General features: G+C 42.8%; 26 protein-coding genes. 9 read left to right on the forward strand and 17 right to left on the reverse strand.

What is annotated here, in order from left to right; genetic code table 11:
- Positions 1 to 6: 6 nt before the first annotated feature.
- The 6 genes from nqrF to D0X99_RS20725 all read left to right on the forward strand — a co-directional run bounded on the left by nqrF (position 7) and on the right by D0X99_RS20725 (position 6514).
- Positions 7 to 1308: an NADH:ubiquinone reductase (Na(+)-transporting) subunit F gene (nqrF, locus tag D0X99_RS07375; RefSeq protein WP_119477041.1), complete on the forward strand. Its 1302-nt coding sequence runs from the start codon at positions 7 to 9 to the stop codon at positions 1306 to 1308.
- Positions 1309 to 1390: 82 nt separating this feature from the next.
- Positions 1391 to 2542 carry a formimidoylglutamase gene (locus tag D0X99_RS07380; protein ID WP_119477042.1) on the forward strand — a complete coding sequence of 384 codons (1152 nt, stop codon included), beginning with the start codon at positions 1391 to 1393 and terminating at the stop codon, positions 2540 to 2542.
- An 89-nt stretch (positions 2543 to 2631) separates the two neighbouring features.
- Positions 2632 to 2859, forward strand: coding sequence for a cytochrome b5 domain-containing protein (locus D0X99_RS07385; protein ID WP_119477043.1), 228 nt, complete (start codon positions 2632 to 2634; stop codon positions 2857 to 2859).
- Position 2860: 1 nt separating this feature from the next.
- Complete coding sequence (locus D0X99_RS07390; protein ID WP_119477044.1) at positions 2861 to 3703, forward strand: N-acetylglucosamine kinase; 843 nt, start codon at positions 2861 to 2863, stop codon at positions 3701 to 3703.
- A gap of 4 nt (positions 3704 to 3707) precedes the next feature.
- A complete protein-coding gene (gene murQ / locus D0X99_RS07395; RefSeq protein ID WP_119477045.1) occupies positions 3708 to 4520 on the forward strand; it encodes an N-acetylmuramic acid 6-phosphate etherase in 813 nt (270 codons plus the stop codon).
- Between the two features lie 266 nt (positions 4521 to 4786).
- The gene (locus D0X99_RS20725) at positions 4787 to 6514 is read left to right on the forward strand and encodes a pseudouridine synthase (protein WP_119477046.1); all 1728 of its coding nucleotides are present in this window, start codon (positions 4787 to 4789) and stop codon (positions 6512 to 6514) included.
- A gap of 31 nt (positions 6515 to 6545) precedes the next feature.
- Here the strand turns inward: D0X99_RS20725 and trxA are convergent, their stop codons facing one another.
- From trxA to D0X99_RS07450, 10 genes are all read right to left on the reverse strand, one after another.
- Positions 6546 to 6851 carry a thioredoxin gene (gene trxA, locus D0X99_RS07405; protein WP_119477047.1) on the reverse strand — a complete coding sequence of 102 codons (306 nt, stop codon included), beginning with the start codon at positions 6849 to 6851 and terminating at the stop codon, positions 6546 to 6548.
- A 108-nt stretch (positions 6852 to 6959) separates the two neighbouring features.
- On the reverse strand, positions 6960 to 7517 hold the full coding sequence (locus D0X99_RS07410; RefSeq protein ID WP_119477325.1) for an OmpH family outer membrane protein: 558 nt from the start codon (positions 7515 to 7517) through the stop codon (positions 6960 to 6962).
- Positions 7518 to 7530: 13 nt separating this feature from the next.
- On the reverse strand, positions 7531 to 8061 hold the full coding sequence (locus D0X99_RS07415) for an OmpH family outer membrane protein (protein ID WP_119477048.1): 531 nt from the start codon (positions 8059 to 8061) through the stop codon (positions 7531 to 7533).
- A gap of 90 nt (positions 8062 to 8151) precedes the next feature.
- The gene (locus D0X99_RS07420; RefSeq protein ID WP_119477049.1) at positions 8152 to 10848 is read right to left on the reverse strand and encodes a BamA/OMP85 family outer membrane protein; all 2697 of its coding nucleotides are present in this window, start codon (positions 10846 to 10848) and stop codon (positions 8152 to 8154) included.
- Positions 10849 to 10964: 116 nt separating this feature from the next.
- Positions 10965 to 11702, reverse strand: a complete 738-nt coding sequence (locus D0X99_RS07425) for an isoprenyl transferase (protein ID WP_119477050.1) — start codon at positions 11700 to 11702, stop codon at positions 10965 to 10967.
- Between the two features lie 81 nt (positions 11703 to 11783).
- The gene (gene porG / locus D0X99_RS07430) at positions 11784 to 12545 is read right to left on the reverse strand and encodes a type IX secretion system protein PorG (protein WP_119477051.1); all 762 of its coding nucleotides are present in this window, start codon (positions 12543 to 12545) and stop codon (positions 11784 to 11786) included.
- Positions 12546 to 12637: 92 nt separating this feature from the next.
- Positions 12638 to 13513 carry an NAD kinase gene (locus D0X99_RS07435; RefSeq protein ID WP_119477052.1) on the reverse strand — a complete coding sequence of 292 codons (876 nt, stop codon included), beginning with the start codon at positions 13511 to 13513 and terminating at the stop codon, positions 12638 to 12640.
- A gap of 3 nt (positions 13514 to 13516) precedes the next feature.
- On the reverse strand, positions 13517 to 14182 hold the full coding sequence (locus D0X99_RS07440; protein ID WP_119477053.1) for a CBS domain-containing protein: 666 nt from the start codon (positions 14180 to 14182) through the stop codon (positions 13517 to 13519).
- Positions 14183 to 14263: 81 nt separating this feature from the next.
- Positions 14264 to 15463, reverse strand: a complete 1200-nt coding sequence (gene chrA / locus D0X99_RS07445; protein ID WP_119477054.1) for a chromate efflux transporter — start codon at positions 15461 to 15463, stop codon at positions 14264 to 14266.
- 2 nt (positions 15464 to 15465) lie between these two features.
- Complete coding sequence (locus tag D0X99_RS07450) at positions 15466 to 16443, reverse strand: isopenicillin N synthase family dioxygenase (RefSeq protein ID WP_119477055.1); 978 nt, start codon at positions 16441 to 16443, stop codon at positions 15466 to 15468.
- A 76-nt stretch (positions 16444 to 16519) separates the two neighbouring features.
- On the opposite strand from D0X99_RS07450, the gene D0X99_RS07455 reads away from it, so the two are divergent.
- The 3 genes from D0X99_RS07455 to D0X99_RS07465 all read left to right on the forward strand — a co-directional run bounded on the left by D0X99_RS07455 (position 16520) and on the right by D0X99_RS07465 (position 19076).
- Entirely contained in the window at positions 16520 to 17290 is a 771-nt protein-coding gene (locus D0X99_RS07455) for a hypothetical protein (protein ID WP_119477056.1), read from the forward strand.
- A gap of 36 nt (positions 17291 to 17326) precedes the next feature.
- Positions 17327 to 18598, forward strand: a complete 1272-nt coding sequence (gene serS, locus D0X99_RS07460) for a serine--tRNA ligase (RefSeq protein WP_119477057.1) — start codon at positions 17327 to 17329, stop codon at positions 18596 to 18598.
- Positions 18599 to 18659: 61 nt separating this feature from the next.
- A complete protein-coding gene (locus D0X99_RS07465) occupies positions 18660 to 19076 on the forward strand; it encodes a nuclear transport factor 2 family protein (protein WP_119477326.1) in 417 nt (138 codons plus the stop codon).
- Positions 19077 to 19085: 9 nt separating this feature from the next.
- Here D0X99_RS07465 and D0X99_RS07470 read toward each other — a convergent pair whose 3' ends face one another.
- The 7 genes from D0X99_RS07470 to nusB all read right to left on the reverse strand — a co-directional run bounded on the left by D0X99_RS07470 (position 19086) and on the right by nusB (position 23992).
- On the reverse strand, positions 19086 to 19979 hold the full coding sequence (locus D0X99_RS07470; protein ID WP_119477058.1) for a bestrophin family protein: 894 nt from the start codon (positions 19977 to 19979) through the stop codon (positions 19086 to 19088).
- Positions 19980 to 20058: 79 nt separating this feature from the next.
- Positions 20059 to 20670: a dephospho-CoA kinase gene (gene coaE / locus D0X99_RS07475; protein ID WP_119477059.1), complete on the reverse strand. Its 612-nt coding sequence runs from the start codon at positions 20668 to 20670 to the stop codon at positions 20059 to 20061.
- A complete protein-coding gene (locus D0X99_RS07480; RefSeq protein ID WP_119477060.1) occupies positions 20663 to 21628 on the reverse strand; it encodes a YbbR-like domain-containing protein in 966 nt (321 codons plus the stop codon). Before D0X99_RS07480 ends, coaE begins: the two co-directional genes overlap by 8 nt.
- Positions 21629 to 21636: 8 nt before the next feature.
- Positions 21637 to 21957 (reverse strand): preprotein translocase subunit YajC, encoded by a 321-nt coding sequence (gene yajC / locus D0X99_RS07485; RefSeq protein ID WP_119477061.1) that lies wholly within the window; start codon positions 21955 to 21957, stop codon positions 21637 to 21639.
- Positions 21958 to 21959: 2 nt separating this feature from the next.
- Positions 21960 to 22496 (reverse strand): DUF1573 domain-containing protein, encoded by a 537-nt coding sequence (locus D0X99_RS07490; RefSeq protein ID WP_119477062.1) that lies wholly within the window; start codon positions 22494 to 22496, stop codon positions 21960 to 21962.
- A gap of 1 nt (position 22497) precedes the next feature.
- Positions 22498 to 22800, reverse strand: coding sequence for a YtxH domain-containing protein (locus tag D0X99_RS07495; protein WP_119477063.1), 303 nt, complete (start codon positions 22798 to 22800; stop codon positions 22498 to 22500).
- 7 nt (positions 22801 to 22807) lie between these two features.
- Entirely contained in the window at positions 22808 to 23992 is a 1185-nt protein-coding gene (gene nusB / locus D0X99_RS07500) for a transcription antitermination factor NusB (protein ID WP_119477064.1), read from the reverse strand.
- Positions 23993 to 24060: the final 68 nt, after the last annotated feature.

The raw sequence follows: 24060 nt of genomic DNA on the forward strand, positions 1-24060 counted from the left end.
AATTTCATGGGTTCTGTAATTATTACCTCTATAGTAGCATTCACGGTGATTATCCTGCTACTGGTATTTATTCTCCTCTTTGCCCAGTCCAAGCTGGTCAATTCCGGAGATGTTAAGATTGTCATCAATGGTGATGATAGCAATCCGGTCGTTGCATCTGCAGGATCAAGTTTGTTGTCAACTTTGAGCAATCAGAAAATTTTTCTTCCCTCTGCCTGCGGTGGAGGTGGTACTTGCGCTATGTGTAAGTGCGTAGTCGAAGAGGGAGGAGGAGATGTACTTCCTACCGAAGTAGGGCACCTCAGCCGTGCTGAACAGCAAGGACATGTGAGATTGGCCTGCCAAGTAAAAGTGAAGCAGGATATGAAAATCCGCGTTCCTGAAGAAATATTCGGAATCAAGAAATGGGAATGCGAGGTTATCTCTAATTATAACGTTTCCACTTTTATCAAAGAATTTAAAGTGAAGTTGCCTGAGGGTGAAACGCTTCATTTTGAAGCTGGTGGATACATTCAGGTTGATGTGCCTGCGATTACTGTGAAGTTTAAGGACATGGATATTACTCCGCATCCGGAGTTGGGTCACCCAGCGGATGTGTACAAGAGTGATTGGGACAAATTTGGTTTGTGGAGCTTGGTGATGAAAAATGACGAACCGCTTTTCAGAGCGTATTCCATGGCCAATCACCCTGCTGAAGGAAACATTGTCATGTTGACCATCCGTATTGCTACTCCTCCTTGGGATCGAGCAAACAACAGATGGATGGATGTCAATCCTGGAGTTTGTTCCTCTTATGTTTTCTCCAGAAAGCCAGGTGATAAAGTAACTATCTCAGGTCCTTATGGTGAGTTCCACATCAATCCTACCGAAAGAGAAATGATCTACATCGGGGGTGGAGCGGGTATGGCTCCTCTAAGGGCTCAGATTTTCCACCTGTTCCATACCGAAAAGACGCATAGAAAAGTATCTTACTGGTATGGTGGACGTTCTAAGAAAGAACTATTCTATGTCCCTCATTTCAGAAACATCGAAAAAGACTTTCCAAACTTTAAGTTCTACATAGGTCTTTCCGAACCACTTCCGGAGGATAACTGGAAGGTCAAGAAGGCTCTTGATGACGAGGGAGACGGTTATATTGGATTCATCCACCAGGTTCTTTTTGAAAATTACCTGAAGAATCACCCTGAGCCAGATGAAATTGAATACTACCTCTGCGGTCCTCCTTTGATGAACGCAGCAGTACTCAAGTTGCTTGATGATATGGGTATTCCTAAAGAAAATATCCGATTTGACGACTTCGGAGGATAAAAAATAACAAAAGATCCCGCTTCGGCGGGATTTTTTAGTATAGTGCCATTTTTGATTATTTTTAAGAACACATCATCACATTATGAATATTCAAACCTTTTTTGATCCTGTAGCAGATTTCCTTCTTGAGAAAAATTACACTGAAAATTCCTTCTTTAGACAAATTCAGGTTCATGGAGAAAATTTCCCCGATCTCAAAGGAATTCAAATCGCACTGGTAGGTATCAAAGAGAACCGTGGAGCCAAAAAGTCCGAAAGTATCGAGCGCGGAAGTTCTGAAATTCGGGAGAAACTCTATGATCTGAAGAAAGGTTTGGTTCCCTACCGTATAGTGGATTTGGGTGATCTGGTATCAGGAGCAACGCTCAATGACACTTATCAAAATCTTCGTCAGGTTGGGGATTTCCTGATGAAGCAGCAGATATTACCGATCTATTTTGGCGGATCACATGATCTGGATTATGGGCAATATTTGTCCTACCAGAAGATGAAGAAGCTGATCAGTCTGGTTACCATCGATGCCAAAGTGGATATGGAAGAATCCGGACCTGAGGACGATCGGCATACCCAGGAGATTGTACTTCACCAACCAAACTTCCTGTTTTCCTACACCCATTTGGCTTACCAAAGTTTTCTGGTGGATCCAACGTTGATCAATGTGATGGAGAAGTTGTACTTTGACCATGTCCGTCTAGGTCAGGTGAGAGACCATTTCAAGGAGACTGAACCCCTGATTCGGGATGCAGACTTACTGAGTTTTGATTTGAGTTCAATCCAGTCTGCCGATGCTCCCGGAGCTGTTGACGCTCAACCATTCGGTTTGAGCGGGGAAGAGGCGTGTCAGATTTGTTGGTTTGCAGGGATGAATGAAAAACTCAGCTCGATTGGAATCTATGGTTACGACCCTTATTTCGATGATGCCAACAACAAGACTGCAAAAATCGCCGCTGTGATGATTTGGTATTTTATTGAGGGATTTTATTCGAGAAAAGACAGTCTATCCTTCAAAAGCGCAGACTATATCAAATACACGGTTTCATTGGATACCAAGCCCAATACCTTGGTGTTTTACAAAAGCAAGAGAAGTGGGAAGTGGTGGATGGAAATTCCCCATAATGAGACCAGTCGATATGATCGGGTCAGTACTGTTCCTTGCAGTTATTCCGACTATCAGCTTGCTCAAAAAGGAGAAATACCAGAACGTTGGATCAATGCTCAGATCAAACTTTATTGATTAATTCATTGAGGAAACATCAAGTCCACTGCTTGATGTAATGAAACATATGAGATTCCAAATGGCAATTGATAAGCACTTATAATCATTTGAAAACCTATACCAGGCAGCAGTTGGCATTAAGAAATGGGCAGGATAAACCTGAGATTTGGGTGGCCTTTCGTGGGATAATCTATGATGTCAGTAGTTCCCGACTTTGGAAAAACGGCAAGCACTACGAGCATTGGGCGGGTCAGGACCTGACCGAAGAATTGGAAGACGCTCCTCACTCAGAAAAAGTTTTTGAAAAATTTCAGGCAATTGGCCAACTAGCATAGTATGATATTAATTGCAGACAGCGGCACCAGTAAGACAGACTGGAGAGTAATTCACCGGGATGGAAGAATCAGCCAACACCGCGGAGTAGGTTTCAATCCCTATTACATGACTGCTGAAGAAATGGCCATTCAAATGCGCCATGATTTTTTGGTCAATCTGGAACATGAAATCGAGGAGATTTATTATTACGGAGCTGGCTGCTCTGCCCCGGATCGGAAAGCAGAGGTTAGTCAGGCATTGAGAACCATTTTTTCCAAAGCAACGATCCATGTGGACCATGATCTTTCTGCTGCTGCTAGGGCTACTTGTGGGCATAAACCAGGAATCGCCTGTATTCTCGGTACCGGATCCAACAGTTGTGATTACGACGGTTCATCCATCATCGCCACCCGTCCGGCTGCCGGCTACATTTTGGGAGACGAAGGGGGAGGATGTTATGTGGGAAGGAAGTTTCTGACTGATTTTATTCATGAGGAAATGCCTGAAAAGATCCGGGAATCCGCGATTGAGCGGTTTCACATTACCCAAAACATCATTCAGGATCACGTATACCGCCAACCTTTTCCCAGCAGATATATGGCAAGTTTTTGTCGGTTTATCTCGGAAAATAAATCTGATCCGTATTGTTATGGGCTATTTTACAATTCCTTCAAAGATTTCTTTGCCAAGCACGTTTGTAAATACGATGACTATCGAAATAAGCCGGTAAATTTTGTCGGATCAATCGCGTATTTCAACAGTGACATTCTGAGAAAAGCAGCCGCTGACACCGGAATTACAGTCAATATTATCATTGAAAGTCCGATCGCAGGCCTTACCCTTTATCACCAGGAACTCCTTTGAATAAATGAAAGTAACCGAAAGTAGCTCGCATTACGAGAATTTGGAAAAAATGGGAGTCGCCGAACTCCTTCTCAATATTAACGCGGAGGACCATAAAGTGGCCCCTGCGGTCAAAGAAAAGATACCGGCAATTGCAGCATTGGTAGATCAGATCGTCCCTAGAATGGCGGAAGGGGGTAGATTATTTTACATCGGTGCAGGAACGAGCGGAAGATTGGGGATATTGGATGCCTCCGAGTGTCCCCCTACCTACGGTGTTCCGCATGATTGGGTGATTGGTTTGATAGCCGGAGGAGATGCAGCTATTCGAAAGGCGGTTGAAAATGCTGAAGATGATCCTGAAATGGCTTGGAAGGACATTCAAAGCTATGGATTTTCTGAATTGGATACAGTCATTGGAATTGCAGCATCCGGGTCGACCCCCTATGTAATCGGTGGCGTGAAAATGGCCCGGGAAAAGGGACTTTTGACTGGGTGTATTACTTGTAACCCGGAATCCCCTCTTGCCAAAGCAGTGGAATATCCGATTGAGGTGGTTGTAGGTCCGGAGTTTGTGACGGGCAGTACTCGAATGAAATCCGGAACGGCACAAAAGCTGGTTCTCAATATGATTTCGACAACGGTCATGATCAAACTCGGCCGGGTCAAAGGAAATAAAATGGTGGACATGCAGCTTTCCAACGCAAAATTGGTGGATCGAGGAACCAAAATGATCATGGAGGCTACAGGCCTTGACTACCAAACTTCCAATGAATTATTGTTAACCCAAGGTTCTGTGCGACAGGCAACAGAATATTATTACAAAAACAAGCCTTGATCATTAGGAATATTTCGAAGGGCATGAGGATAATTCATGACTTTGACTGTATCTTTGCAACCCGATTAAGCGTTTGAAATTCATGTGTTTATAATTTGATTTTCAAAGAACACATGACCTGTCCCGAACCTGTCTGTCACATGGAAGCTTGATCCGGGATAAACTCGCAAGTTGAATATTCGTATCAGTGTATCACCTATTCGACTTGCCAGATTTCAGCTGCTTATTATTCACCTCATAACTACAGCAGTGACTGCTGCAAAAACATGAAAAAGAACAATCCTAGAAAACCATTTTTTAACGACGAGCGAAAAGATTCCGGTTCTCCAAAGTCATCCGGCAAATCAGATTTTTCATCAAAAGGTCCTCGTTTCGAAAAAGGAGAAGGAAAATTTAATCCAAAAGGAAAGTCTTTCGGCAAGAAAGACGACAGTTTTGGCAAACCTTCCTTTGATAAAAAATCAGACTTCAGTTCTGATTCTAAGCGGTCCTTTGGTGACAAGCCAAAAGGAAAATTCTTCAAGTCTGAGGAAAAGAGCTTTGGCAAACCTGCTTTTGGAAAGCGATTTGGCTCTGGTGATTCGGAAAAAAAGTCATTCGGAGACAAGCGTTATGACAAGGGAGAAGGGTTTCAAAAGAAATTTGAAAAAAGAGAAGATTCCGCATACCCAAAAAAATCCTTCGGTGAAAAATCCGATCGATTCAAAAAGGATGATGCTTCAGGGAAAAAGTTCGAGCGCAGAGAAGGATCAGATTTTTCTAAGAAATCATATGGGGATAAGCCTGATCGTTTCAATAAAGAAGGCTTTTCCGAAAAGAAGTTTGAGCGAAGAGATAGCTCTGAATTTCCAAAGAAATCATTTGGTGACAAATCCGAGCGCTTTAAGAAGGATGATTTTTCCGGGAAAAAATTCGAAAAGAGAGAAGGGTCTGATTTCCAAAAAAAGACTTTTGGAGATAAATCTGACCGATTCAAAAAAGAAGATTCAGGAAGCAGAAAGTTTGGGAAAGATTCCGAATCAAGATCTGAAAAACCATCCTTTAAAAAGGATTTCTCCGATCATAAAAAATCCAATGATTCTGGCGAAAGGCTGGTCTACAAAGGAAGAGGTCGAGATGAAAAGCCCGTTTTCGGACCTGAATCCCGCCAATTCTCTGAGGACAAGCCGGTAGAAAAAAGAGGTTTTGGTAAAAATAGACCGAATCGTCAGGAATTGAATCCCGATAGACCGGATTATAACTTTGACGCTTTGCCAGCCAGAAAGACCAAAGGCAAGGAAGAAACCGATCTCCTTCGATTGAATAAATACATTGCAAATTCAGGTATTTGTAGCCGAAGAGAAGCAGATGATCTGATCACCCAAGGACTTATCACAGTAAATGGGCAAGTCATCACAGAGATGGGATACAAAGTCAAAAAATCGGACCGAGTGATCTACCAGGGAAAAAGGATCAATCCCGAAAAGCCCGTGTATGTGCTTTTGAATAAGCCAAAGGATTTCATTACCACTACTGATGATCCCATGGAGCGTAAGACGGTGATGAAGTTGGTCGAGAATGCCTGTGAGGAGCGGATTTTCCCAGTTGGAAGATTGGATAGGAATACTACTGGTCTTTTGCTTTTCACCAATGACGGAGAGCTCACGGCTAAACTTTCTCATCCTTCCAATGAAGTCAAAAAGATCTATCAGGTAACCCTTGACAAGCCTTTGACTCAACGTCATGAAGAGGAAATTCGTGAAGGGCTTACACTTGAAGATGGAGATGTTAAAGTGGATGATATGCAGGTGCTGTCAAAAGACCGAACGATCTTGGGGTTGGAAATACACATCGGAAGAAACAGAATCGTTAGAAGGCTTTTTGCCCATTTGGGTTACGAAGTGATAGCGCTGGATCGAGTTATGTATGCCGGCTTGGATAAAAAGGACCTGAAGCGGGGACATTATCGGTTCCTAACCGAACAGGAAGTGATTCGATTAAAATACTTCACTTAAGAATTCAAAAAGGCTCCGATGGAGCCTTTTTTTATATAAAACCTTTAAGCTGTTGGATCAAATCCCGTTTGGTAATAATTCCACCTTTGCGCCAGAGGATTTTACCCCGCTTGAAAAGAATGTAATGGGGAATCGACCGGACTGCAAATTGCTGTGACAGCTGCGGATGTTTGTCCACATTCAACTTGAGAAGTTTGATTTTGCCCCCAAGCTCAAGAAGTGATTCTTCCAATATCGGATTCATGGTCTGACAAGGACCACACCAGTCGGCATAGAAATCCACCAATACAGCCTCTTGACTTTGCGAAATGATGTCCTTTGGGTTTTTCATTGGCATTGGTTGAGGTTAAGTTCAAAGTTTGCTTTGGAACACTGAACTTCTTAACAAAACAAAGGCTGCCTTTTAAAGAAAGACAGCCTTTGGGATTTAATTAGACTATTAAAATTAATTTCCGCTTGGAGCTCCTGCCGGAGGAGTTGGCATTTTCAGACCTAGCTTTGCCAAAACCAATTCTGTGAATTTATCTTCTTCTTTGGTGTAAAGCAGGATTGGGGACTGACCGGCAGTTTCTGCGAAGATGTGAGTGTAATTGTTTTCTGCGGCAACTGCATTGATGGCATTTACCACTTTTGACTGTACCGGTTCAAGCAATTCCTGGAGTTTACGCTGATAGGAGATCTGAGCATCTTGCTCATATTTCTGAAGGTCTCCCTGAAGTTTTTGCAACTCCGCCTCTTTCGCAGCTCTTGCCTCTTCGGTCATGGTTGGGGCTGCTTGCTGATAAGCCTGTACCTGTCTTTGGAAGTCAGCTCCTTTGGTTTGAATGTTTGTCTGAAGCTGGGTTTGATAATCCTGGATATCCGCTCCGATTTGTTCCATTTCCGGCATAAGGTCCATGATAAATTCGACACTTGTATAGCCGATTTTGATTTCCTGGGCTTGTGCTGCAAATCCTACGAATAGCATCGCTACTGCCGATAGGATAACTTTTACTTTCATCATTTTGTGTTTGTATTTAATTGTTTTCTTCAATTCCTAATTCTTCCAGGACAAACTCTGAATAGTCATGTCTTGGGTCAGTGTAAATTATAGCAGAGGGACCTGCGGCCTTGTCAAACAAAACTGCCAGGTTATTCCTTCTCGAAACCCGCTCAATAGCATCGTAAATTTTGGATTGAAGGGGTTGAAGCAGTTCTGCCTGCTTCTGGTAATACTGTCCTTCAATACCAAAAATTCTGCTGTTGAATTCCTGGGAGGCTTTTTCCTTTGCTTTGATTTCGGCCAGCCTCTGCTGGTACATTTCTTCTGTCAATAATACTTCCTCTGCCTTGAGCTGAGTGTAAAGTTCTTTGATCTCTTGGTCCAAACTTTGTGCCTCTTTCTTCCATTCTGTGCTCAGCTTGAGTAGCTCGTCTTGGATCACTTTATAGTCAGGATGCTTGTTCAGGATGTACTCCGAATCGATGTATCCAAACTTTTGAGCTGCCAAAGGGCCTGCCTGAAGCAGAATGAGCAGCAAAAGTACAATTTTCAGTGATTTATTCATGTCTCTCCCTTGTTTTCAGTAGTCTAAGAAGGCCAGAAGCTCAACTTCTATTTTTGCATAAATTAACTAAACGAACTACTGATTTCAAGATTATCTGAACTGCTGCCCAATTGTAAAGTGGAATTGTGGTCCGCTTTTTTGCAATGTGCCAGGAATAGGATCAAATCCGTAACCCCAATCTACTCCCAGAAGTCCAAATGCAGGCATGAAAATACGTGCGCCCATACCGGCTGATTTTTTCAGATCATACGGATTGAAGTCCTTGTAGGATCCCCAGTTATTACCGGCTTCAGCAAATGCAAGAAGGAAAATGGTAGCGGAAGGGTTAGGAGAAACAAGGAATCGAAGTTCCATCACGTACTTATTGTAAACCACTCCACCATAAGGATCAGGATTAGCTGTGCCTCGAGTTGCACGTCCAGGAGTAATGGATTGGTTTTCGTAACCGCGGAGACCTATGATTTCCTGTCCTAGGGCAAAGTTGTTGAAGGTCATACCATCACCACCCATTACGAATCGCTCCAGAGGAATGATACCAATTTTGTCACCATAAGATCCAAGGAAGCCCATGTGTGCCCGGGCACTGGCTACCCACTTGGTGGACCCAAGGAGTGGGGTGTAGAATGAGGCATCAAACATCCATTTGTGGTACTCAAGCCATTGGTATTTCTCCTGGTCCGGAGATTCGGCATCGATATTTGGATTGAGTGAGGTATAGGGAGGCGTTAAATTCATCGCCAACATAATGTTTGATCCCAATCTCGGATAGATGGTATTGTCTACGTTGTTTCTGGCAATGGTTGTATTCCAAGTGATACTTTTTGAAGTTCCTGTTGGATAGCTCAGACCAAATGAGGTACCGAATTCATCGAATTCGTAATTCTGGAATTGTAGGGAATTACTGATGCTGAAATAATCATCCGGCCAGGTAACCCGTTTGGCTAGTCCAATTGTTACACCGGTGATTTTAAAGAAGCCCAGTTCGTTTCCGAAATTTGCCTGATTATAAAAATCGACTTGTCTTTGTACCGAGTGGTTAAAAGAGAAGCTTAGGGCGTTTGGTTTTTTACCTCCAAACCATGGCTCAGTCAAGGAGAGTGAATAGTTTTGGAAAGTTTGGCCGTTAGCTTGGACTCTCAAAGACAGTTTTTGTCCGTCGCCAACCGGTAGGGGATCCCATTTACTAAAGTCCCCGATATTTTTGACTGAGAAGTTATTGAACACCAAGCCTACTGTACCTACGAACCCGTAAAATCCTCCCCATCCACCTGAAAGTTCGATTTGGTCATTAGGTCTTTCTTCCAGTTCAAATGTGATATCCACAGTTGCGGCTTCGAAGTTTGGTCTTAAGTCCGGGTTGATTTTTTCAGGGTCAAAGTATCCTAAAGTGGAAAGCTCCCGAATCGTTCTAACTAAGGCACTTCTATTGAATTTTTGTCCGGGAAGAATTCGAATCTCACGCATGACCACGTGGTCAGAAGTCCGCTCATTGCCTTTTATACTTACACTGTTCACGGTGACCTGAGGGCCTTCAAAGATCCTCATTTCCAAGTCGATGGAATCTCCCGTTACGTTGACTTCCACAGGTTCAATGCTAAAGAACAGATAGCCATTGTCTTGGTAAAGTGAACTCACATCATCGCCCTTTTGGGGGTCATAATTTAGACGCTTATCCAGTTTCTCCTTGTCATAGACATCCCCTTTTTGAATTCCCAGCTTTGCTAAAAGGACCGAGCTTGGGTGGATGTAGTTTCCGGTAAATGTGATGTTTCGGTAGTAGTATTTTCTTCCTTCTTCTACATCGATGTCGATGTTGATCTTATCGTCGGTAAAACTGTAAACGGAGTCATCGAGAATCTTAGCGTCTCTAAATCCTCTGCTGTTGTAGAGGTTGATTACATTATCCTTGTCGGTTCGGTATTCTTTTGGAATGTATTTGGACCCGTTGAAAAAGTTGAGTTTGAAATTCTTGTTGATGTAGGTTATCACCTCTTCTGTTGAAGCGGTATCGGTGTGGAATACGGAGTTTTTGATGCTTGCTGGGTCTGCATCAGTGATTCTGGAATAAACATCCTTAAACACCGAAACCCGCGCATGCTCCTTGGTTTTCTTCATTTTGCCTTTTAAGGCACCATCAGACACTTCCTCATTTCCATAGAATTGGATTTCATTGATCTTAACTTTGGAATTCGGATTGATTTCAAACCGGAGCTTTACGCTGTTTGGTAGAGTTGTGTCTCTATCCTGGAAGATTTTAACCTCGGTATTCAAAAAACCTTTATCCAGGTAATACTTTTCAATGTTTCTTTTGGCGGTATTGAGTACGTCATCTCTAACTACTCTTCCTCGGATATTGACTTTGTCCCGCAATTCTCCCTCTTGGGTTTTGCTGATTCCGGTAAACTCCACTCTTGAGAATCTAGGTCGCTCAGTGAGGTCGAGCAAGAGATAGATATCATCTCCCTCGATTTTGGTTACCAAAATCTTTACATCACCAATGATGCCCTGTCCCCAGAGTTTTTTAAGGGCATTGGAAATTGCATCACCAGGCACATCGATCCGGTCGTCCACTTTCAATCCTGAAAGTGAAATAATAGCGACTTCATCCAGGGTGGACAAGCCCACCGCTTTGATTTCTGCAATTCTGAATTTCTGGGGTTTGGAATAATTCAGTTCCAGAATGTTGACTGGTCTTGTGGATGCATAGCGGCTTTGACCCAGACGAATCTGAGCAATAGCCGAAACAGACCATATCAAACAAAACAGAATTAATAAACTTCTTTTCATATGCTTATAATTTGACCTATTAGGCCATATGGAATCTCGTATGACAGTCTCCCGATAGCGATCGGTCCATTTCTCATTACTGAAATGGCGAGTGTCATGCTCGATTTCATCAATTATTAAAGATTTACTTGCTCACCGGTCTTGCCGAATCTTCTTTCTCGTTTTTGATAGTCCTCCACTGCGGCATAAAGGTGTTCTGTCCTGAAATCTGGCCAAAGAACAGGAGTGAAATACAACTCCGTGTAGGCCAGCTGCCATAGCAGAAAATTACTGATTCGATACTCTCCACTGGTGCGGATCATCAGTTCGGGGTCAGGAATGCCTGCCGTATCCAAATGATCTGCGAAAGTTTGTTGAGTAATATCCTCAGGTTTTAATTTCCCTTCGGAGATTTTTTGAGCAATGCGTTTGGTTGCTTGGGTAATTTCCCACTGTCCACTATAGCTCAGGGCCAGAATTACCGTAAGTCCAGTATTGGCAGCAGTGACCTTTCTAGCTTCCATCAGCTTTTCATAGGCTGATTTGGGAAGGCTTTCAATATCACCAATTACCTCCAGACGAATGTTGTTTTTCATCATCAGCGAGATTTCGTCGATGATTGTTTTCACCAAAAGCTCCATGAGAGCCTTTACTTCATCCTGAGGACGAGACCAGTTTTCGGTGGAAAATGAAAAAAGAGTGAGGTATTTCACCCCCAGATTATCTGCTCCTTCGATCGCATCTTTGACAGCTTGAATGGCATGTCTGTGACCGAAGATTCTCATGGCGCCTTTCTTTTTAGCCCAACGGCCATTGCCGTCCATGATGATTGCAATATGTCTGGGGATTTTGGTTAGGTCTAGTTTTTCCTTCATTCCAATGGCTTGGCTACCTACTTTTTTGGAGGTACAAAAATGCTATTTCTTTTTCAATAATCAGCCCTAGGGCTCAATTAATTAATAGGCATAGCACCGTACATTGGCAAAAGTATAGCTTACAGTTAGGCCTAGGAAGTAATACCAATCCTTGTCATTTGGGTTACCAAAATTGATTCCATAAGGAGGGATTTGGCCGGTTGAAGGATCTACTGGAGGCTGGTATCTTGGGATAGCAGGCAGCGTACTGTCGATCTTGTCCAGATAGTCGGTCGTAGTAGGTCTAAACCCAAGCTCTGCAGCCAAAGTCCATCGATCATTCAATCGGTATTTCACCCCTCCGCCAAATGGAATTACGACAGAACCAAAATCATAATCTGAGGATGGTAAGTACGCCCAAGTATTTCCTCTGGCTAGAAAGTATGAGTACCCCAATCCAAAGAAAGCATAAGGTGAAAATCGGAATTCAGAGTCATTTCTAAGAAAATCTAGAAAATTGAATTCCATTACCGCTGAAAATTCAATAATTCCTGCTCTAAACCTTGCATCTCTTACCCTGGCTAGTTCATCTATCGGCTTGATGCTGTCAGCAGCATTTACTTGAGCCAAATTGAGACCTACCCGAAGGCTCCACACATTGTCAAAATTTCTCTTGCCAAACAACGTACCTTGGAGGCTTGCTTGCCCCGGGTCAATTTTTCGGATGATATCACCGGAATAGGCTGTTACTCCTAAGCCTCCACCCATCTCGTATTTTTGGGCATTTACTGGGATAAAAGATCCGATCCAAGCAAACAAAAAAACAAGTAAGTATCTGATAATCTTAAAATTGACCTTTTTCAAGATGATGCAAGTTATGAAGTACCAAACGTTTAAAAAACGCCCTTTCGTATTTCTCGGGTTAATAATTGTTAAGCTATAATCAGGGTGCTTTTTCAGTTTCTCATGTCAAAACCCCAATTCAATTTTTGTCTTAAAGTATCAAAGAAATGATAGTGTGGCAATTTGACCAATTTTGCCGAAAACCGCTCTTTCCTGACACTCAGTTTTACATCCGATGAAATCGATGTGGACCTTGAGTCCAGTGAAATCAGAAACTTTTCGGTCCTTCCCTCAATCTCAAAACTGATCTCACTCTCGTCAGAAACAATAATGGGGCGGACGTTAAGGTTATGTGGACTTACCGGGGTGATGACAAAGTTTTTAGCACCAGGAGTAATCAAAGGACCTCCGCAACTCAGGGAATATCCCGTGGAACCTGTAGGTGTTGACACGATCAGTCCGTCTGCCCAGTAAGAATTGAGGTACTTTCCGTCGATATAGGTATGGACCGTAATCATCGAAGAGGTGTCTCTTTTGTGAATGGTAAATTCATTCAATGCGAAATTGATCCCATTGAATAGTTTCTTGCTGCTTTGAAGTGAAATCAAAGCCCTGGATTCTATTTGGAAATTGCCTCCTGCCAAATGGTCAATGGCATCGCTGATGCTATCTGTAGCTACAGTCGCCAAAAATCCTAATCTCCCTGTATTTAGGCCTAGAATTGGAATTTCTTTGCTGCCAATCAAGCTGACTGCGTCAAGCAAAGTGCCGTCTCCTCCTATGGAAATCAAAAAATCCACCGACTGGAGATCATGTTGATTTTCAATTACCCAATAAGTAAGAGTGGTATTTCCCGCCAACTTCAAAGCCCGGTCCAAGGGCTCTGTTACAAGGATTTCGATTTGATGTTTGGTAAGTTCCCGAAACAGATTTTCAATATCTGAAAAGTATTCAGCCTTTAATGCAAGGCCGTGCAAGGCGATTTTCATGCCTCAAATATCTAAAAATCTCAGCAAGTTACCGATTCGGTCCTCTTCACTGCTGATGCCTGTCTCCTCTTGGTAATGATCAATCACTCGATATCCGAATCGCTCGAGGGTAGCTTTCACATGCCGCAGGTCAGGCTTGTCAAGCTTAAGTGTAAGCTTGATTTTGTTGTCATCTAAGGGATCACTTGTGATGAAAGAACTCAGAATTTTGGTGTTTTCAGATTCAACTAACCGGGAGATTTCTGAAAGATGGTAATCCGTCATATTCATTGAAAGGATTAGCACACTTCCCTGAGATTTGATCGAAAGGCTATCTGCAAATGCAGCAATTGCATCTTCCATGGTCACCACACCGATATAGGTATTTTCTCTGTCCAAAACAGCCACCAGATTGGATTGATTCTCTGAGGCTACCCTCAGCACATCATAGATGTGTTTATCAGAGTAAACCCAACAAGCTCCAGACTCCAATTCTATTGACCCAATCAACTGGTCTGGATTGTTAATTTCAAAAATGACCTCATCTCCTATGAATCCAAGGAACCTCCCTTGGTCTGTAACGGGAAGAGAGTCGGTACGAATTTCCTCCATCCAAGCCAAGGCCATCCCCGCTCGATCCGTGAGCTTTAGGGGTGGAATTAGACTGTTGATGAACTCGTAGGCTTGCATAAGAGAAAGTTAGGAAATGAATTCACAACTCAAAACGCTTTTGAGACTAATCTTGTTCGTTTTGGGGCTTTTTAAAGCATTTTAGCTAAGAAAGTAACTGGCAAAAATCCCCAAAACGATCCCAGCCAGGATGATGACGGGGGAGGAAATCTTGGTGAACTGGAGCAAAAAATAAGTTCCTAGGATAAAGATGATGTGAATGGCATTGGCTTCCAAGGGTTCAAACAGTAAGTATGCCGCTGCAATCAACATTCCGCATGAAACCGCATTTATCCCCTCCAAGGCTGCCCTGACAGGTCGGTAAAGTTTCAACTGATCCCAAAATCGGATGACAAAGAAAATGAGGAAAATTCCAGGAAGAAAAATTCCTGCTGCGGCTATCAGGCCCCCCATCACAAATCCTGAAAGTCCGAATTCTCTCATAGAGAGGGCACCGACATACGAAGAAATCGAAAAAGTCGGCCCGGGAATACCTTGGGATATTGCATACCCGGTTAGAAATTCTTCAGAGGTAAGGAAATGCTTAAAATCAACAAATTCGGTGTATAGGTAAGGAACGAGTACCTGACCTCCTCCAAAGATCAAGCTTCCGTTTCGGTAGAAATTCTCAAAAAGTAGAATGGGCTGGAATTTGGTGATAGCGCCTGCCACAGCGGCAAGCACTAATACTCCAGCCCATAGGTAAAAGTTGGACCATTTAATGACCAAGGCTTTTTCCTCCTCCACTTTTGGCTGGTTTTTGTATTTGATCGAGGTGCTTAATCCTCCCAAAAGGAGCATCACAGGAAAAATGTAAGGAGAACTGTAAAAGAATGATACGAATGCGGAAATCAGCATTAGGATCATTGCTTCTGTACTTTTAACCATTTTGGTGATGGTCTTTTGAGCCGCAAAAATGATAAACCCGATGGCCATGGGTTGGATGAATCTGGCGAAATTGAGTGCTCCAGGTGTATTTTCCTGTAAAAAGTCAATCAAAATGGCTGTCCCAGTCATTATCAAAGTGGCCGGGAGAATCCAAACAAAAAGTGCCAAATACGCCAGATTTGGACCTCCGACTCTAAATCCAATTGCAGAAATCAACTGAGTAGAAGAGGGACCCGGGAGGATATTGCATAATGCATTGAGCTCCCAGAGTTCCTCTTCTGTGATATAGGCCCGGTTTTTCACCATACGATCCAATAGCATAGCCAGGAAAGCCTGGGGACCACCAAATGCTGTCAGCGAAAGGAACAGGATATCCTTTAGGAAAACATAATATCGGACAGTCCGGACCGACATCCTTATTTTCTAAGACCTAGTTCACGGAGTCTTTCTTCCAAAAACTCCCCTGCAGTAGCATCAGTAAACTGCTTGGGATTTTTTTCGTCAATGCAATTCTCCAAACAGGTCAAATCCATTTCAGACCTTGGATGCATGAAGAACGGGATGGAATATCGGCTGGTGTGCATCAATTCTCTGGGAGGATTGACTACCCGATGGATGGTGGATTTGAGTTTTTTATTGGTTAGTCTTTCCAGCATATCGCCCACATTGACCACCAATTGGTCTGGCAATGCAGTAATTGGGATCCACTTTCCATCTTTTCTCAAAACTTGAAGTCCGTCTGCACTTGCGCCCATCAGGAGGGTGATCAGGTTGATGTCTCCGTGCTCGGCTGCGCGCACCGCATCGGCAGGAACCTCGTCGGGATTTTCAATAGGGAAGTAATGAATTTGTCTGAGGATCGAATTACCATAAGCGACTTTATCCTCAAAGTAATCCTCAGGAAGTTCGAGATTAAGTGCTATGGCGCGAAGCATTGCTTTTCCGGCATTCTCAAGCGTTTGAAAAGCCTCAATAGCATCATTCTTGAAACCGGAGACTTCGGTTGGCCAGAGGTTTTCAGGATATTCGGTTTTTACAGTATCAGAATCAGGAATTAGTGCCAGCTCCTGACCCACATGGTAAAATTCCTTCAGGTCTCCAGTGTTTCTTCCTTTCGCGTGTTCCTTTCCTTTCCCGGTGTAACCACGCTGATAACCTATTTCAGGCTTTTCATACTTGGCTTTTACCTCATCGGGTAAAGCAAAAAAGGCCTTGATAGAGTTGTACAATCGATCTTGAAGATCCTTAGAAAGTCCATGGTTTTTGATCGCCACAAAGCCGATATTTTGATAGGCTTCCCCCAATTTCTTCACGAAGGCTTTTTTTTGCTCAGCTGTACCGGCAGTGAAATCAGCCAGATCCAAACTTGGAATTTCATCAAATAGGATGTCCATTTAGTCAAATGTTTAGTTTAAGCACCAATGTAATTCTTCAAAAATAAATATCTTTAGACTCAATCCGGGTTGCCCCATGAAGAAAATCCTCATTTGCCCAATTTTATTTGGTTTGCTTCTTTATTCTTGTGCTGAGGACAAAAGAAAAATCAATGAGTCGGTGCTGAACCAAACTGGTGATTCCCTTGACACTAACAGATTGCTTCCAAAGGTTACTTTTTACCAATATGAAGATTCTTCCAGTTATCCTGACGCAATTCTGGAACTTTATACCCCGTTAGGTAACCAGGTTTTTCGCCCAGGAAAAGTGCCATTTGAGTTCAATATCAAGAATTTTTCTTTTGAAGAGGGCGTTTCAGAAAGTCCCCGGCTTTTTTTGATTCTTAATGGAGGGGATCCTGTGGGATTCTTTTCCCCTATTTTCCAAAGAGAACTAACTGTGGGAACTTACCGTGTGGTTGGTTATCTGGTTGATGAAGAAGGCCTGGCTTTGAAAAATTTTGGCAATTATGTAGATCGGGACTTTTTGGTAGGTGAATCCAGACCATTTCCATATTCGGGAGAGCCGTACTTGGCGCTGAATTCCCCTAGAAATGCCCAGATTCTAACCCTGGGAGATGAATTGGTGATAGACTTTTTAGTGTTGGGAGGAGATATGAAACTCGATGGTCTGAAGGTGCAAATCAAAGTCAATGACTTTGCCTATGAAATAGACCACATGCAGCCTATCCGGGTTAGCAATCTTCCAAAGGGTGACTATCAGGTCCGGGTCAAATTGGTGCGGAGTGACGGTAAGGAGCTTGAAGGTCCGTTCTCTACAATTACCAAGACCGTCTATGTGCGATAAGTCCTTATCTTTGGACTCCAATTCAATGATTTATTCATGCTTTTAGTTAATCAAATCCGGGAAAACTACGCCGTTTCTTTAGCCGGTCTGCAAAAGCGAAATATTGCAAACGCAGCATCTATTCTTGACCAAGTCATCGCTTTGGATGATTTGAGAAAGTCCACCCAGACTCAGCGGGATCAGTTTCAGGCTGAAGCAAATTCGATTTCCAAACAAATCGGCCAACTCATGAAAGAAGGCAAAGCTGCTGAAGCGTCTGCCATCCGTGAGCGCACGGCTCAAATCAAGGAACAGATAAAAGAATTGGAGGACCAATACACCAAAGTAGAAGAGGACCTTAAGGCCTTACTTTATACCATACCAAATGTTCCTCATGCCTCAGTTCCTACAGGCAAATCTGCTGAGGATAATGAAATTGTACTTCAACAGGGTGAAATCCCTTCCTTGCATGCTGATAAACTTCCACATTGGGAACTGATCAAGAAATACGACATCATTGACTTTGACCTTGGAGTGAAAATCACCGGTGCTGGATTTCCAGTCTATAAAGGAAAAGGTGCAAGACTTCAGCGTGCATTGATTAATTTCTTCCTGGATGAGGCATTGGCTGCCGGATATACGGAAGTTCAGCCACCGATTTTGGTCAATGAGGATTCCGGATATGGGACAGGCCAGCTGCCTGATAAGGAAGGCCAAATGTATTTTGCGTCAGCGGATCAGCTATACCTTATTCCTACTGCTGAGGTACCAATTACCAACCTTTATCGGGATGTGATTGTGACTGAAGAAAGTCTGCCGATTCGAAATGTCGGTTATACTCCTTGCTTCCGAAGAGAGGCAGGTAGTTGGGGAGCACATGTCCGGGGCTTGAACAGACTGCATCAGTTTGATAAAGTTGAAATCGTACAGATAACCCATCCGGACAAGTCTTACGAAACGTTGGAAAGCATGAGCAGCTATGTGCAAGGCTTGCTTCAAAAGTTGGAATTGCCCTATCGAGTGCTTAGACTCTGCGGAGGCGACATGGGCTTTACTTCTGCATTGACTTATGATATGGAAGTGTTTTCTGCAGCTCAGGAGCGTTGGTTGGAAGTAAGTTCGGTGTCCAACTTTGAAACCTACCAGACCAACCGCTTGAAATTGCGTTTCAAAGGCGACGACAAGAAAACCCAACTTGCACATTCATTAAATGGTAGCGCTTTGGCATTACCTAGAATTGTAGCTGCCATTCTTGAGAACAACCAAACTCCCGATGGGATCCGAATGCCAAAAGTACTGCACCGGTATTTGGGCTTTGACTCGATCTAAATCAATAAATCTTGAACCGTTGATGACTTCATCAACGGTTTTTTTAGCTCCTTTCCTTTCTATGAAAAAGTTATTTCTGTTTTTACTTCTGTTGATGCCGATCCTCAGCTTTGCGCAGCAGAGCGAGATGGAGGCCATCACTCAAACGATCAATCTTTACTTTGATGGGATGATCCAAAGAGATCGGACTAAGCTTGACGAAGCATTCCACCCCGAGGCGAAGTTGATCGGATACCGAGGCGAAAATTTTACTGTGACCCCTTTTGAAACTTGGGCTAGCGGGACTGCTTCTGGTGCTCCCCGTGATCCTTCCCAATTTCAGAATTCGATCAAAGCTATCCGAATAGAGGGTTACACCGCATTGGTGGAAACCGAACTTTTTTGGCCCGGGATTTACTACTACGACTTTCTGACTCTTTTAAAAGTGGAAGGAAAGTGGAAAATCGTCCACAAGACTTGGTACGAGAGGAAGCGGTAACTGCTTGAATCAGATTAAAATCTCTTCCACCTGTCGCTGAATATTCTCCGACATTTTCTCCATGGGAAGGTCATTTTCGTCCATTCCAAAAGGCTCCTCGATTTCCTCAGCGATTAATTCGAGCGAAGCCAGCACGTAAAAAACAAATGCTACAATAGGTGCTGCAAAATAGCCGAGCATGTAGGCATACCCAATCGGTAATGAAAGGGTATAGAGCATGATGAACTTCTTAATGAAGGAGCTGTAACTGTATGGGATCGGAGTATTTTTTATTCGCTCACAGCCTCCACATATATCTGTCAATGCTGTGATTTCTCCATTGAGGACAATCAGCTGATCTCCGGTTATTTGTCCGGTTTTATACAAGGCGTTGATCTTGCCAAAAAGTAGTTTAGCGATCTGGTTTGGCACATGTTTATCACTAACTACGGAGGCAGCTAGGTAATTTTCTTCAATTAAATGATCATCCTGAAGACTGTACTCGGTTTTTTTGGACTGAAGGTGGTCCTTTAGCGAAAAAGCATAAATGGGAATGGAGCGCCTGAAAAATCTCCGGTTTTCTTCATCGGTTGGGTCAAGGATTCCGGCCATTTTGATAGCTAAGTTTCTGCTGTTATTGACCAATTGACCCCATAGTTTTCTTCCTTCCCACCATCTGTCGTAAGCGGTATTGGTGCGAAAAACGAGTAACATCGAAATTACAAAGCTGAGCAAACCGTGCATTTGGGGCAGGTTTTTGACCCAACTTTCATCCGAAACTTTGAAATAGTGGATTTCTACATAGGCAACCCCAAGCGAATAAAGCAGCATAAAGAAAATCAAGGGAGCCAGTTTAAAAAGGGTATCTGACTTGGATATCAGAAAGACAAATTGTGCCCAGTCCTTGGTGTTATATACCTTCATTTGTTGAGGGGTTTTCCTCTCGGCATTCCATTTTTCTTATAAATCCAATCCCTGATCTCACTGGATGCTATAGATAAGATCACGTCTGTTTTGAATCACAGAGCTTTTTATGAATTTCCAGGATTTGAGGGATGATAAGTTTGTTTTCAGAGTTTTTGATTACAAAATCCGACCGTTCGCTTTTTTCCTCATCGGGCATCTGCTGGTTGATAATGTGGTTGACTTGTGCTTCACTTCGGTGCGGATCGCGCATGAGTACTCTGGCCACTCGGATTTTTAGCGGGGAACTCACATTGATTACATAATCAAGTTCTTTTGCAGCTCCTGTTTCAAAAAGCAATGCAGCTTCTTTGAGTAGATAGGGTGAGGTTTGCTTTTCAGCCCAAGTTTTGAAATCTTTTCCTACAGAAGGATGGACCAGAGAATTGATTTTTTTTACTTGTTCGGGGTCCGAAAAAACTTTTTCTGCCAAGAAGGCTCTGTTAACAGTACCATCGCTTAAGTAGCTTTCTTCTCCAAAGGTTGAGATAATTTTCTCTTTCAAATCCGGATCGTTAACCATTAGCCATTTGGCACGGTCATCGGCAGAATAAACCGGGATGCCGAGCAGTTTGAAAAAATGGCAAACGGTAGATTTTCCGGACCCAATACCCCCGGTGATTCCAACCCATAGCGGTTTAGGATTACTCATATTTCAGCTTAACTAGGGCCGGCTCAACCTTGATTTCTTTAATGTATTTGGGGTTTGGCTTTACGACAATAGCTAGGGTGCTATCTTCTCTATTTCTTTTCCCATAGTCCAGAATTGCCTCAAACTCCATGTCCTTCAGTTCAGCCACTTTTCGTTCATCCACCAAGTAGGTAATCATTGGAGTAATCTCTTCGTTTTCCAAAGTAACAGTTCTGGGGAAATTGATTTTTTTGACCTTTAATCGCTTATTCCCCTGAAGAAATTTGACCACTGAAAAACTGACTTGGACTGATTTCTCCTGGAGTTGAATCAATGGTTCGAGATTTTCTCCAACTGACAGATTAACCGATGAACTGAAATTTTCATCGATCCGATTTTCATTCAACAAAACTGGGAATCCATCATTGTATAGGTCTAGCAGGGAAGTAGGACCGGTAATGGTGATCTGTTTAGGTGAAAAGTCAATTTCGCCTTCAATTTCAGTGTTTTTTGCTAAAGAATATCCTGCAGAATCCAGCACTGGCTTTACCTTTCGAGTCTCAATCTTATCGATTTGATAAGAGATCGAATCTTCCAAAAGCCCTTCCAAAAGGGTGGGAGTAATGAATTCCCCCAAAGGTCTTTTGAGGTCCGAAGTCAGGATGAAATTTTTGGCAGCAGGCTCGGCTAAGTAAATCACAAAAGGAGGCTCATTGAGCTTGAAATACTTTCTAAGTAAATCCCATCCATTGCCTGAGATCTGGATTTGGACGCTTTTTGGAAGTGGCTTTACTGCAACGTAATCTTCCTGATTGTACTCCCAAGTGATCGGATAATCCACAATCGTAGTGTAATTGTCCTTGTTCAGGGCGTTTAAAATCCAAAAAGTGGTAGCCGCTGCAATGCAGAGGACTACCACTTTCAGATTAGAGAGTCTTTTTGAAGAAATCCTTCTTGAGGACTTTTTAGTGTCCGGCAAAGCTCAATTTATTTGGTTGTTGGAGTTGACCTTTTGGTAAAATCCAAGGAGATGGCAGATTTTTCGACTTTAACTTTAAGTCCCCGGTCAAGTTCCAACTGCACGGTATCTCCGTCTACGCTGTACACTTTTCCGTGGAGTCCGCCGATGGTCACGACATCATCTCCTTTTTTAATTTCCTCGATGAATTTCTTGGTTTCTTTCTGCTTCTTCTGCTGCGGTCTGATCATGAAGAAATACATAATCAAAATGATTGAGCCAAAGAGAAATACCTGACCAAGAATACCTCCGCCGCCTGCAGCAGCTTGCGCTAAGATTGTAATAATCATGATTATCGCTTCAATGGACCAGCAGGAGCCGCAGCACCAGCCAATTTAGGAGTTACCGAACCCTTCATTCTCAGACGGGTCACAGTTGGGTTGGTGTTTGCCTGGATGGTAACAGTAGGAGCTTGCGCACCTGATTTTGCTGTTGAGTTAAATACAACTTTAACAAATCCTGACTCACCTGGATTTACAGGAGTTTTGGTCCACTCAGGGCTGGTACATCCGCAGGAAGCAGTAATGTTGGAAATTACAAGCGGAGCCTGTCCGTTGTTGGTGAAGTTAAACACGTGCTCGATTACCTGACCTTCGTTGATGTTTCCAAAGTCATATTCCATTTCTGTAAACTGGAATTGACCTAATGTGCTTGGGTCTGCGGTGGTGGTAGTCTGAGCGTTAACTGGAGTGACAGCAGTGTTTTGGTTTTCAAGCTGGGCAATTTTTTCCTCCAGAGCCTGGATTTTAGCCTCCTGATCATTTTTCTGACCACATGAGCTTGCCAAAACCAAAGCCAATGCGAAAGCGCTAAGCAGTTTGATTTTCATGTTAATTTTTACCTTGGTTTATTTGATCGATTAATTTATTCACATCATGAAGCAGGTTTTCTGCTTTGTTTTTTGCTTCGGAAATAACTCGCTTTCCCTCAGTCTTTGCTTCGTTGAGGTGAAGTTCTTTGCCTTCCACGAGTTCATTGATCAGATCTTCCAACTCTTTTTTATACTTGGAAAGTTTGAAAGAGAGTTTGTCCCGAGTGTTTGCTCCTGTATCCGGGGCAAACAGAATGCCTAAAACAGCGCCAACTCCTGCGCCGACTGCAAATGCCAATAAAGTGTTAGTACTCTTGCTCATAGTTGTCTTATTTATTGTCTAAAAGTCCTCGACCACTCTTACGGATTTGGCCGTTGTCGGTTAATTCTTTTGCCAAAACATCCAGCAAACCATTGACAAACTGTTTGCTTTTTGGGGTGCTGTAGGTTTTGGAAATATCAATGTACTCGTTGATGCTCACCTTGACAGGAATACTGGGAAAGTGCTTCATCTCTGCGATAGCCATTGAAATTATGATTTTATCGGTATAAGCTAATCGGTCAATGTCCCAATTTTTGGTCTTTTGAGCGATTAACGCCTTACTCAATGAATCATTTTGGATGGTGAAGTTAAATATATTTTGAAAAAACTCCTTATCCTCTTCCCAGTTCATGGCGATTTCGGGTAGGTAATCCAAAGCCGATTCATCCATGGTAGAGGAATTCTTAAGTACTTTGGAGGCAAGGCTTCTGACTACAGATTTGTTTTCTGTCCAGTTCAGATCCTTTTCTGAAAAGAAATTGAGGATTACCTCATTTTTGAAAATGACTTTTTTCAATAAATCATCAGCTGCCTCAAAATCCTGTTCCAGGGTAGGACTGGAGATTTTGAGGTACTCTTGATAGGTTTCGGAAGTTTTGATATAGTCCCTAAACCATTCCTTGATTTCCAGCTCGATGTCATCCAAATTCACATTGTTTCTCGCAATGGCAGCCCGATAGGCCTGTGATTCACGGAGATTTTTTAGGACTTGGTTGTTGGCTAGGTTAAGCTCATTTCCGAAAGCGACCGGATTTTCTCCTGCGAGTTTTTTCTTTCGCTCCAGCTCTTTTTCGACATGTTTGGCAAATGCCTGTAGCAGTTCGATAGCCAAAAGATACAGTTGGGGGATTCTTTCCGCCGAAATGATCATGTTTTTCAACATGAACTGACGGTCTTTTTCATTGGAATTTCGATACTGCTTCAATGCTTCCAGAACAACCTGTTTGATTTTTGGCTTTGCATCCGAAGATTTCAGCAGACTTTCATTTTCAAGATTTTGGTCAAAAAGTTTGATTGCCTCCTCGGCGTCACGGTTGAGCGCAGCTTTATCCTGCACTTCCATGCTGTTGAGGTCGGGCAAAAAAGACTCCCGAATGAAGTCTTTGGCAATGTTTAGATTAGATCCTTTGCATTGTTCATAAGCATAAAGATTCTGAAATGCCTTGACTCTGAGGATTCTTCTGTTTAGCATAAATTCATTAAAGAGCTGCAAATATAGGGAATTTGGATGGGGTATACCCAGTCGTCTATGGACAAAAA

It is taken from the genome of Algoriphagus lacus (genome assembly GCF_003583985.1).
Classification (GTDB): Bacteria; Bacteroidota; Bacteroidia; order Cytophagales; family Cyclobacteriaceae; genus Algoriphagus; species Algoriphagus lacus.